This is a genomic window from Micromonospora vulcania, assembly GCF_042658605.1.
GTDB classification, from domain to species: domain Bacteria; phylum Actinomycetota; class Actinomycetes; order Mycobacteriales; family Micromonosporaceae; genus Micromonospora; species Micromonospora vulcania.
This window is the reverse complement of record NZ_JBHSQS010000027.1, coordinates 55,526-66,778: the sequence shown is the minus strand read 5'-3', so window position 1 is coordinate 66,778 and position 11,253 is coordinate 55,526. Positions and strand designations below refer to the sequence as shown.

Genomic DNA, 11,253 nt, shown 5'->3' with positions numbered 1-11,253 from the left:
GGGTGGTGGTCGGCCGCTAGGGCGGGGCGGGTCGGTTCTCGGCCAAGGCCGAGGGGCTCCGCCCGGGGCGGGGTGCTGGTCGGCCGCTCGGGCGGGGCGGGTCGGTTCTCGGCCAAGGCCGAGGGGCTCCGCCCGGGGCGGGGTGCTGGTCGGCCGCTCGGGCGGGGCGGGTCGGTTCTCGGCCAAGGCCGAGGGGCTCCGCCCGGGGCGGGGTGCTCCTCGGCCGAGGACGGGCGGGGGTGGTTAGTGGTTGGTGGAGGCGAGGTAGCGGTCCTCGTTCGGCATGAGGATCCAGAGGATCAGGTAGACGATCACCTGGGTGCCGGGCAGCAGCAGCGACAGCAGGAACAGCAGCCGGACCATGCCGGCGGACATGCCGAACCGCTGACCGAGGCCGGCACAGACACCGGCGAGCATGCGCCCCTGGCGGGGCCGGACCAGTTTGCGACTCATCGTCGTACTCCCACTCTGCGGCGGTAACGCCGCGTCTGTAATCCACGGTAGGAAGGCGCGACCACCTCGCCCTCGGTCCCGAGGAGGATCGGCACCCCGTGGACCCGTAGGTACTTACCCGTGCGGCAGCGCGCCGACGCGCCCCCGCTGCGCCCCCGCCGTGCCCCCGCCGCGCCCCCGGCGGCGGGCTCCGCCGGCCCAGCCCGCTCCAGCACGCTCGATCCAGGATGTAGTGGCATCGGGCGCGCGAGGAGGCCACTAGATCCTGGATCGAGCACGATCGTGGGTCAGTGAGCTGGACGGGTAGGCTCGCTGGTTGGGCACCCACACCCCGGGTGGCCGACGGCCGCCCGACCGGACGGCCACGACCGGGCCGGATCCCGTACGACGGGCCGACGGCGAGGAAGCGCAGCCATGATCAGTGTTTTCGACCTCTTCAGCGTCGGTATCGGGCCCTCCAGCTCGCACACGGTGGGGCCGATGCGGGCCGCCCGTACCTTCGTGTCCGGGCTCAAGGCCGACGGGCTGCTCGCCGACACGGCGCGGGTACAGGCCGAGCTGTTCGGCTCGCTGGGAGCGACCGGGCACGGCCACGGCAGCGATCGGGCGGTCCTGCTCGGGCTGGCTGGCGAGGCGCCGGAGACGGTCGACACGGACACCGTCGGCCCTCGGGTCGAGCGGATCCGCGCCGAGCGGCGAATCAGCCTGCTGGACGCGCACGAGATCGACTTCGACCCGGACCGGGACCTGACGCTGCACCGCCGGCGGTCGCTGCCGTACCACCCGAACGGGATGACCTTCGTGGCGTACGACGGGACCGGCGCGGAGCTGCGCAGCCGCACCTACTACTCGGTCGGTGGCGGCTTCGTGGTGGACGAGGCGGCGGCCGGCGCGGATCGGATCAAGCCGGACAGCACGCAGGTGCGGTACCCCTTCCTGACCGGCGCGCAGTTGCTGGAGCAGACCACCGCCACCGGCCTCTCGATCAGCGAGGTGATGCTGGCCAACGAGCGTTCCTGGCGCAGTGAGGCGGAGATCCGGGCCGGCCTGCTGGAGATCTGGCGGGTCATGCGGGAGTGCGTGGAGAGCGGTTGCGCGCGCGACGGCGTACTCCCTGGTGGGTTGAAGGTCCGGCGGCGCGCGGCGGAGCTGCGGCGCAGCCTGGAGGCGGACACCGGGACCACCGACCCGCTGCGGGCGATGGACTGGGTGACGCTGTTCGCCCTCGCGGTGAACGAGGAGAACGCCGCTGGCGGCCGGGTGGTCACCGCACCGACCAACGGCGCGGCCGGGATCATCCCGGCGGTGCTGCACTACTACACCCGGTTCGTGCCGGATGCGTCCGAGGACGGCGTGGTGCGGTTCCTGCTGGCGGCCGGCGCGATCGGCGTGCTGTTCAAGGAGAACGCGTCGATCTCCGGCGCGGAGGTCGGCTGCCAGGGCGAGGTCGGCTCGGCCTGCTCGATGGCCGCGGCCGGGCTCGCCGAGGCGCTCGGCGGCACCCCACAGCAGGTGGAGAACGCCGCGGAGATCGGGATGGAGCACAACCTGGGTCTGACCTGCGACCCAGTGGGTGGCCTGGTGCAGATCCCCTGCATCGAGCGGAACGCGGTGGCTAGCATCAAGGCGATCACTGCCGCCCGGCTGGCGCTGCGCGGCGACGGGGTGCACGCGGTGTCGCTGGACAAGGTCATCAAGACCATGCGGGAGACGGGCGCCGACATGAAGGTCAAGTACAAGGAGACGGCACGCGGCGGTCTGGCCGTCAACGTGATCGAATGCTGAGTCTGGCCGATTCGGGGCAATCGTTCACCGACTGCTAACCTGTCGTCCGTTTCAGGAGGCGGGAGGCACCGGTGACCTCTGGCGTCGTGGCGTTGTGGTCGCACCGCAACTCGCTGCGCATCCTGGTCAGGCGGGACCTGGCGGTCAAGTACCAGCAGTCGGTGCTCGGCTACTTCTGGTCGTTGATCGAGCCGCTCGGGATGGGCGCCATCTACTGGTTCGTCTTCGGCGTGCTCTACTCCCAGGACACCGGGCGGCACCTCGGCGAGGCGGCCGAGTCGTACCCGCTGTTCCTGATCACCGGAATCTTCGCCTGGATGTGGACCAGTTCGGCGCTGAGCGAGGCGACCAACGCGCTGACCGGCCAGTCCCGGCTGATCACCACGATGAACGTGCCGCGCCAGGTCTTCCCGATCGGGCGGGTCACCGGGCGGTTCGCCGAGTACGCGGCGGGCCTGCCGATCCTGATCGCCATCGCGGTGGTCTACGTGGCGCACGGCCGGGTCCATCCGGGCTGGTCGCTGCTCGCCCTGCCGCTCGCGGTGGCCATCCAGGCGGCGCTGCTGATCGGGCTCGCCCTGCTGCTGTCCGCGTGGAACGTGCTGATGCGCGACGTGGAGCGGTTCATGCGGCTGGCCATCCGGGTGCTCTTCTACGCCACGCCGATCATCTATCCGCTCAGCCTGGTCCGGGAGTCCGGGCTGCCCGGCTGGCTGAAGGTGGCGTACGAGCTGAATCCGCTGGTCGGGATCTTCCAGCTGCACCACGCGATCTGGTACCCGGACGAGTTTCCGGGCGTCCGGCTGCTGGCCACCACGATCGTCGGCAGCCTGCTGGTGCTGGCGGCCGGCTGGTGGTCGTTCCGCCGGTTGGAGCCCGCCGTGCTCAAGGAACTCTGAGTGGCCGCGCCGATCATCGAGGCCGACGGCCTGGGCATCCGGTTCGTCCGTAACCGTCGTCGCCAGCTGCGGCTGCGGGAGCTGTTCATCCACCGGGGCGGGCGCGGCGCGCTGCCCGGTCAGTTCTGGCCGCTGCGCGACGTGTCGTTCACCGTCGAGCCGGGCGAGACCGTCGGGGTGATCGGTCGCAACGGCACCGGCAAGAGCACCCTGCTGCGGCTGATCGCCGGGGTGCTCATCCCGGACGAGGGCAGCATCCGGGTGCACGGCGCGGTGGCTCCGCTGCTGGAGCTCTCTGCCGGCTTTTCCAACGAACTGACCGGCCGGGAGAACCTGCACCTGGTCGGTGGCCTGCACGGCCTGTCGACGGGCTACCTGCGGCGGCACTTCGACGAGATCGTCTCGTTCGCCGGTGAGCAGGTGGAACGGGCCATCGACACGTCGGTGCGGCACTACTCGTCGGGGATGAAGGTACGGCTCGGCTTCGCGATCATCTCGCACCTGCCGCACCCGGTGCTGCTGATGGACGAGGTGACCGCGGTCGGGGACGCGGAGTTCCGCAAGAAGTGTTACGCGACGATTGATCGTCTGCTCGGGGAGGGGCGCACCTTGGTGCTGGTTTCACACAACGAGAAGGACCTGACCCGGTTCTGCCGTCGGGGCTTGTACCTCGACGCGGGCCGGTTGACGCTGGACGGCACCATCGCCGAGGCGCTCGACGCTTACCACGCCGCGGTCCCGCGGTGACGCTCGCGATCGTGCTCGCCGCCGGGACGCCCGGGGCGGGCCTGACCACCGCGACCGGCGAGCCCCTGGCCGATCGGCTCGCCGACCAGCTGCGCCGTGCCGGGGCGGACGAGGTCCGCTTCGCCGCCAGCCTCGACGAGTTGGCCGCGCTGGCCGACACCGCCCGAGGCCCGCTGCTGGTCACCGGCACCGACCTGGTGGCGCACACCGCCGTGCTGCGGCACCTGGCCACCAGCCCGGTGGGGCCGACGGTCGCGCTGGTGCTGAGCGACCCGCCGGTGCCCGGGCGGGCCGCCGTACGCGAAGAGCGTGGCCAGGTCGTCGACGCCGGCGCGCTGGACGCGCTCGACGGCGACGCGACCGGCGTGTTCGGCGGGGCGCTGCGGGTCGGCGTGGACGACCTGCCGACCCTGGCCGCCGCCGCGCGTGCCGCGGCGGCCGGCATGCTGCCCGTCGCCAGCCCACTCGGCCCGGCCGGGGACGTCGCACCACTGCCGTTGGTCGGCGGGGGCGGGCCGCTCGGGTCGGTCGCGGCCGGTAACCCCGGGTCCGCCGTGGACCGGCTCGTCGCCGGCCTCGCCGCGCTGGGCACCCTGATCTTCGCGCAACGGGTACGCCTGCTCGTGGCGCACCGGGTCGACGACGCGGCCGGCCTGTCCGCCGCCGAGGCGGCGGTGACCGCGGTCGACGAGGACCGGGCCGAGCTGCGGCTCTCGGTGAAGGAGAAGGACGACTTCTTCTCCACGTACTTCGTCAGCACCTGGTCGCCGTACGTGGTCCGGGTGGCGGCCCGGCTCCGGCTCACCCCGACCGGGGTGACGGTGATCTCGGTGCTGTTCGCGCTGGCCGCCGCGGTGCTGTTCGGCGTCGGCGGACGACCCGCGCTGGTCAGCGGCGCGGTGCTGCTCTACCTCGGCTTCGTGCTGGACTGCGTGGACGGCCAACTGGCCCGTTACACCCGACACTTCAGCGCCTGGGGCGGTTGGCTCGACACGATGGCCGACCGGGCCAAGGAGTACCTGGTCTATGCCGGGTTGGGCTTCGGGGTGAGCCACGCCGGGCTGGGCAACGGTTGGGCGCTGGCCATCGCCGCCATGACGTTGCAGACCGTCCGGCACATGACCGACACCTGGTACGGGGTGCTGCACGACGAGGCGGCCCGCCGGCCCCGTTCGGCGTCGGGTGCCAGTGGCGGGATCGGTGATCGGCTGAACGCCGCGTCGACCCGGGTGCAGGCGGACACCGGCTCGCTGTCGTACTGGTTGAAGCGGACCGTGGTCTTCCCGATCGGCGAGCGGTGGGCGCTGATCGCGTTGACCGTGGCGCTGTTCAACCCCTTGGTCAGCCTGATCGCGGTGCTGGTCTGGGGCACGCTGGCCTTCGCGTACACCGGGGCGCTGCGTACGCTGCGGGCCCGCTGGATGTGGGTGCCGGTGCTGGACACGGTCGACGCCACCCTGCACCGCGACGACGGCCCGCTGGCCCGCCGGCTGCCGACGGTCCGCCCGATGGGGCCGCTCACCCTGTCGGTGATCGCCGCGCTGGGCCCGGCGGTGCTGCTGGTCGCGGCGCTGCTGGGTGACGCACCCGACGGGCTGCGCTGGGCGGTGCCGGTGGCGCTGCTGGTGCTGCTGGTCGGTGGGCTGGGCGCCGGCGCCGCGCACAACGGTCCACTGGACTGGCTGGTGCCCGCCGCGTTGCGGGCCGCCGAGTACCTGTTCGCGATCGCGGTCGGGGTGGTCGGCGGTGTGCCGGGGTGGCTGATCTTCGGCTACGTCTTCGTGCTCACCGTGCACCACTACGACCTGACCGCCCGGCTGGAGAAGCGGCAGGCGGCACCGCCGCTGCACCTGGCCACGCTGGGCTGGGAGGGGCGTTCGGTGCTGCTGGCGCTCGTGGCGATTGCCGGAATAGCGAGTATCGGCATGGCTACACTCGGTGCGTACCTTCTCGTGGTTTTCGTGGCGAGCGTCGTCCTGGCCTGGTTCGTGCGGCCGGCCCGTGTCGCGCGGGCGTCGGCCGCGTCGGCGGTCGCGGGAGGTGGCGCACCGCGCTGACGGAGGGACGGCCGGATGACCCTGATCAGTTTCGTGGTCCCGGCCTTCCGGGTGCAGGGTTACCTGCGTGAATGCCTGGACTCGATCCTCGGTCAGCCGGAGACCGACCTTGAGGTGATCGCCGTCGACGACTGCTCGCCGGACGCCAGCGGCGAGATCATCGACGAGTACGCGGCCCGCGACCAGCGGGTCCGATCGGTCCGGCTGCCGGAGAACGTCGGCCTCGGTCCGGCCCGCAACGTCGGGCTGGACCGGGCCGTCGGCGAGTACGTCTGGTTCCTCGACGGCGACGACTGGCTGGCACCGGAGTGCCTGCCCGAAGTCGCCGAGCGACTGCGCGCCACCCGGCCGGACGTGCTGCTGGTCGACCACGTCCGGACGCACTGGAACGACACCGCCACCCACAGCGCGATGGCCGAGGTGTTCCCGGAGACGCCCGGTACGGCGACCTTCCGGCTCCGGGACCGGCCGGAGACGATGCGACTGCTGCACACCGCGTGGAACCGGCTGGTCCGCCGGGAGTTCCTGGTGGACCTGGGTCTGCGCTTCGCACCCGGCTGGTACGAGGACGTCTCGTTCAGCTATCCGGTGCTGATGGCGGCCCAGCGGATCGGCGTACTGGACCGGGTCTGCGTCAACTACCGGCAGCGCCGGGCCGGGGCGATCACCCGGACCCGCGGCGACCGGCACTTCGAGGTCTTTCCGCAGTGGCACCGGGTCTTCCACCTGATGGACGACTGGGGATCGACGGCGGACGACCTGCGACCGGCGGTCTTCGAGCGGATGATCTGGCACTACCTGACCGTGCTCGGCAACGGCCAGCGGATCGCCCCGGAGTTGCGACCGGCCTTCTTCGCGCAGATCACCGCCGACTACGCCCGCTGGCTGCCGACCGAGGGCTACCCGGTGCCGGACGGGGTGGAGGGGATCAAACACCGGCTGGTCGCGGCCGGCCGCTGGCGGACGTTCAGCGCGTTGCGGGCCGCCAGTCGGGCCCGCGACGCCGCCCGCCGCAGGGCCCGCACCGCCCGGCGTCGGGTCGGCCCGGCCGCCCGGCGCAGTGCCCGGCTGACCCGGGACGGGCTGCTGCGCGAGTACTACCGCGCGGAGCTACGTCGCCCGGTGGATCCGACCCTCGCGGTGTACGCGGCCTACTGGTACCGGGGTTACTCCTGCAACCCGGCGGCGATCTACGAGGTCGCCCGGCGGCTGGCCCCCGGGGTACGCGGGGTGTGGATCGTGCGCCGGGACCGGGTGGACGCCGTGCCCGCCGGAGCCGAGTACGTGGTCGCCGGCACCCCGGCGTACTACCGGGTGCTGGCCCGGGCCCGGTGGCTGATCAACAACGTCAACTTCCCCGACTTCGTCCGCAAGCGTCCGGAGCAGGTGCACGTGCAGACCCACCACGGCACGCCGGTGAAGGTGATGGGGCTGGACCAGCAGCGTTACCCGATCGGTGCCGGCCGGATGGACTTCGCGGGCCTGCTGCGCAGGGTGGACCGCTGGGACTACAGCGTCAGCGCGAACAGCTTCTCCACCCAGATGTGGGACCGCGCGTACCCGGCCGCGTACACCACTCTGGAGGTGGGCTACCCGCGCAACGACCGGCTGGTAACCGCGGACCCGGACGAGGTACGCCGGCTGCGGGCGGAGTTCGGCCTCCGCCCCGACGAGCAGGTGGTCCTGTACGCGCCGACGCACCGCGAGCACCTGCCCGGCTACCGGCCACCGTTCGACCCGGACCGGCTCGTCGACGCGCTCGGCGACTCCGGCCGGTTGCTGATGCGCAGCCACTACTTCCACGACCGGGATCGTCGCCACCGGCGTCCGGTGGACCGGGAGCGGGTCCGTGACGTCAGCGGTCACCAGCGGGTGGAGGACCTTTACCTGGTCGCCGACGTCCTGGTCACCGACTACTCGTCGGCGATGTTCGACTACGCGGTACTGGACCGACCGATCGTGCTCTACGCCCCGGACTGGGAGGCGTACCGGCTGGCCCGGGGTGTCTACTTCGACGTCACGGCGGAGCCGCCGGGCGCGGTGGCCACCACCTTCGCCGAGCTGCTCGACCTGTTCCGTACCGACGCGGTGCGCTCGGAGGCGGCGGACAGTGCCCGAGAGCGGTTCCGGGGCCGGTTCTGCGGGCTGGACGACGGGCGTGCGGCCGAGCGGGTGGTACGCCGGGTGTTCCTGGGCGAGCGGGCCGAGCCGTCGTCGAACTGCTGATCGCGCCACGACGGCGTGTGACGCCGCGTAACGACGGCGTCATCGATCGACAATGAGACGTTCACCCGATGTGGGAATTGAATGATCCTGGTCACAGTCTTGTGGGGGTTTCGGCCGACGAGCTGGGGGAGGAGACGGTGACCACCGTCGCGCTCAAGGATGTCACCAAGATCTTCAAGGACGGCACGTTGGCCGTCGACAGCATCAACCTGGACGTGAACGACGGTGAGTTCATGGTGCTGCTCGGCCCGTCCGGCTGCGGCAAGTCCACGGTGCTGCGCATGATCGCCGGGTTGGAGGACCCGACCCAGGGCGCGGTGCTGCTCGACGGAGAACTCGCCAACGACCTGGCACCGCGGGAGCGGAGGATCGCCATGGTCTTCCAGGACTTCGCGCTCTATCCGCACATGACGGTCGGCGACAACATCGCCTTTCCGCTCCGGCTGGCCGGCGTGGAGCCGACGCCCCGGGGTGAGCGGGTCTCCGATGTGGCGAGCGCGCTGGGCATCGGCGACGTGTTGACCCGCAAGCCGGGCCAGCTCTCCGGCGGGCAGCGGCAACGCGTCGCCATGGGCCGGGCGATCGTGCGCCGACCCGGGTTGTTCCTGATGGACGAGCCGTTGTCCAACCTCGACAGCGGGCTGCGTGCCGAGCTGCGCGCGGAGATCTCCGGCCTGACCCGGGAGCTGGGCGTCACCACCGTCTACGTCACCCACGACCAGGCCGAGGCGCTCACCATGGCCGACCGGGTGGCGATCATGCGCCGGGGCGTGCTCCAGGACGTGGGCACTCCGACCCAGGTGTACGGCCGGCCGGCGACGCTCTACGTGGCGGCGTTCCTGGGCAGTCCCCGGATGAACCTGCTGGAGGCGTCGGTCTACGTCCACCTCGACCGGTACGTCACGCTCAACCTCGGTGAGCAGTCGCTCTACCTACCCTGGGACGACATCCGCAGCCGGGCGGTGGCGCACTACCACGGCGAGCGGATCGTGGTCGGCATGCGCGCCGAGGCGCTCACCCCGGTCGCCCCGGACAGCCCCGGTGACGTGCTGCGCGGCCGGATCCGCTACCTGGAGCACCACGGACACGAGTCGCTGGCCTTCCTCGACATCGGGGCGACCGCGATCGTGGTCGACGAGATGGGCGCGCCGCTGGATCCGCCGCCGGTGGGCCAGCGCGGCCTGCGCCGGTTCGGCTCGGTGATGCAGCGGCTCACCGGCAAGGCGGCGGAGGCAGTCGACGCTCCGAGTGGGGGCACCCGGACGAGCGTGCTCCCGGACCCGGGCCGGCACCACCGTCGTCCCGCGGAGCTGGCGGTGCGGCTGGCGCCGTACCCGGCGGTCACCGCCGGTCACCCGCTCGCCGTCTCGGTCCGGATGGACGCGCTGCACTTCTTCGACGAGCGTGGCTCCCGGATCGACGTGGGGTGGCGTTGACGACCCGCCGCGTCGGGGTGGCGGCGGCACCACCCGGTGGCCTACCGTCTGCGCACCCAGTCCACAGTGAAACTCACCGAGAGGGGTGCGCCCGTGTCGGGTGACCGTCCCAGTCCGCTCGTCATCGAGCGCATCCTGCGCGACCGGCAGGGCATCTGGCAGCAGATCGTGGCCGACCGTGACCTCAACGCGCTGACCGGGCGGATGCTGGCCAGTTCGGCCATCGCGCTCGCCTGCTACGGGGCTGTGCTGGGCTTCTTCCACAGCCCGCTGATGGCGCTGACCTCGGCGCTGAAGCTGCCGCTGCTGTTCCTGGTCACGCTGGCCATCTGCCTGCCCACGCTCTACCTGTTCAATCTGGTCTTCGGTGCCCGGCTCTCGGTGCGCCAGTCGCTGGCGTTGGTGATGGTGGCGATCACGGTCACCTCGATGCTCGCGGTGGCGTTCGCGCCGATCAGCCTCTTCTTCCTGATCACCGCGAACGACTACGGCTTCTTCAAGCTGCTCAACGTGGCGATTCTGGCCCTGTCGGCACTGGTCGGGCTGCGCTTCCTGACCGGCGGGATGCAGGTGCTCAACGATAACGGCCTGCTCGCCCCGGAGGCGGCCCAGGCCCAGGCCCAGGCCCAGGCACCGGCCGTTCCGGCTGCCGTGCCCGCCACCGCGGTGCCGGCGACGGTCGCCGAGCCGGTCGCCGTACCGGCCGGAGCTGCGGTCGACGGGACGGCCCCGAACGGTGCCACGCCCGACGCGGGTGCGGTCGCCGCACCGGTGCCGACGCAGGTCGCGACGCACGTTCCCGCTCAGGTTCCGACCCAGTGGGCCGGGCAGCCGGCCGGCGTCTCGTTCCCGCCCGGCATGGTGCAGCCCGGCTACCCCGCTGGGCAGCGCCCGTGGGACGGCCGGCCGGTGCGGCGCGGCGAGCCGACCCAGCGCCCGGCCAGCATGACCCTGCTCTACATCTGGATCCTGCTCTTCGGCTTCGTGGGCACCCAGCTGGCCTGGACGCTGCGCCCGTTCTTCGGCGACCCGGGCCAGGATTTCGCCCTCTTCCGCAGCATCGACGGCAACTTCTACGCGGAGATCCTGCGCACCATCGCGAACCTCTGAGCAGCCGCCGAAGACGAGGAAACCGCTGGTTGCCGGCATGGTTACCGGCTAGTAACGTCAGGCCATGACCATCGACTCCCGCCAGGTGGCGGCCGGCATGCTCGAAGCCGTGCCGTTCGCCCGTACGCTCGGCTTCGAGTTCGTCGAGGTGGCGCCAGAGGCGAAGGGTGGGGTGCGGGCGGTCGTCCGGCTTCCCGACTCGCCAGCCACGCACAACCACGTCGGCGGGCCGCACGCCGGGGCCATGTTCACCCTCGGCGAGACGGCCTCCGGCGCGGTCGTGCTGGCAGCCTTCGGGCAGCTGCTCGACCGGGCCGTGCCGCTCGCCGTCCGCGCCGAGATCGCCTACCGCAAGCTGGCCCGGGGGGCGGTGCTGGCCACCGCGCGGCTCGGCCGGCCGGCCCTCGACGTGATCGCCGAGCTGGAGGCCGGCCAGCGGCCCGAGTTTCCGGTCGAGGTGGAGATCAGCACCGAGGACGGCACGGCCACCTCGGCGATGACCGTGATCTGGACGCTACGGCCGAACTGAGGCGCGCCCGG

9 protein-coding genes are annotated in these 11,253 nt (G+C 71.9%); 8 read left to right on the top strand and 1 reads right to left on the bottom strand.

The window, feature by feature from the left end:
* Positions 1–243: 243 nt before the first annotated feature.
* Entirely contained in the window at positions 244–453 is a 210-nt protein-coding gene (locus ACFQGL_RS28280) for a PspC domain-containing protein (protein ID WP_377515611.1), read from the bottom strand.
* A gap of 414 nt (positions 454–867) precedes the next feature.
* Between ACFQGL_RS28280 and ACFQGL_RS28275 the strand changes: the two genes are divergently transcribed.
* The 8 genes from ACFQGL_RS28275 (at position 868) to ACFQGL_RS28240 (ending at position 11,242) form a co-directional block, all read left to right on the top strand.
* Positions 868–2,238, top strand: coding sequence for an L-serine ammonia-lyase (locus ACFQGL_RS28275; protein ID WP_377515610.1), 1,371 nt, complete (start codon positions 868–870; stop codon positions 2,236–2,238).
* Between the two features lie 71 nt (positions 2,239–2,309).
* A complete protein-coding gene (locus ACFQGL_RS28270; RefSeq protein WP_377515609.1) occupies positions 2,310–3,137 on the top strand; it encodes an ABC transporter permease in 828 nt (275 codons plus the stop codon).
* Positions 3,138–3,884 carry an ABC transporter ATP-binding protein gene (locus tag ACFQGL_RS28265; RefSeq protein ID WP_377515608.1) on the top strand — a complete coding sequence of 249 codons (747 nt, stop codon included), beginning with the start codon at positions 3,138–3,140 and terminating at the stop codon, positions 3,882–3,884.
* Positions 3,881–5,941 carry a DUF5941 domain-containing protein gene (locus ACFQGL_RS28260; protein WP_377515607.1) on the top strand — a complete coding sequence of 687 codons (2,061 nt, stop codon included), beginning with the start codon at positions 3,881–3,883 and terminating at the stop codon, positions 5,939–5,941. The genes ACFQGL_RS28265 and ACFQGL_RS28260 overlap by 4 nt, the downstream gene beginning before the upstream one ends.
* 15 nt (positions 5,942–5,956) lie before the next feature.
* Entirely contained in the window at positions 5,957–8,167 is a 2,211-nt protein-coding gene (locus ACFQGL_RS28255; protein WP_377515606.1) for a bifunctional glycosyltransferase/CDP-glycerol:glycerophosphate glycerophosphotransferase, read from the top strand.
* A 137-nt stretch (positions 8,168–8,304) separates the two neighbouring features.
* Complete coding sequence (locus ACFQGL_RS28250) at positions 8,305–9,603, top strand: ABC transporter ATP-binding protein (RefSeq protein ID WP_377515605.1); 1,299 nt, start codon at positions 8,305–8,307, stop codon at positions 9,601–9,603.
* Between the two features lie 93 nt (positions 9,604–9,696).
* Complete coding sequence (locus tag ACFQGL_RS28245) at positions 9,697–10,713, top strand: hypothetical protein (protein WP_377515604.1); 1,017 nt, start codon at positions 9,697–9,699, stop codon at positions 10,711–10,713.
* 64 nt (positions 10,714–10,777) lie between these two features.
* Positions 10,778–11,242, top strand: a complete 465-nt coding sequence (locus ACFQGL_RS28240; protein WP_377515603.1) for a DUF4442 domain-containing protein — start codon at positions 10,778–10,780, stop codon at positions 11,240–11,242.
* Positions 11,243–11,253 lie beyond the last annotated feature (11 nt).

What these genes read in the sequence shown, in the direction of transcription:
- ACFQGL_RS28240 (WP_377515603.1), top strand. Translation starts at nt 10,778, where the DNA reads ATGACCATCGACTCCCGCCAGGTGGCGGCCGGCATGCTCGAAGCCGTG.
- ACFQGL_RS28280 (WP_377515611.1), bottom strand. Translation starts at nt 453, where the DNA reads ATGAGTCGCAAACTGGTCCGGCCCCGCCAGGGGCGCATGCTCGCCGGT.
- ACFQGL_RS28275 (WP_377515610.1), top strand. Translation starts at nt 868, where the DNA reads ATGATCAGTGTTTTCGACCTCTTCAGCGTCGGTATCGGGCCCTCCAGC.
- ACFQGL_RS28255 (WP_377515606.1), top strand. Translation starts at nt 5,957, where the DNA reads ATGACCCTGATCAGTTTCGTGGTCCCGGCCTTCCGGGTGCAGGGTTAC.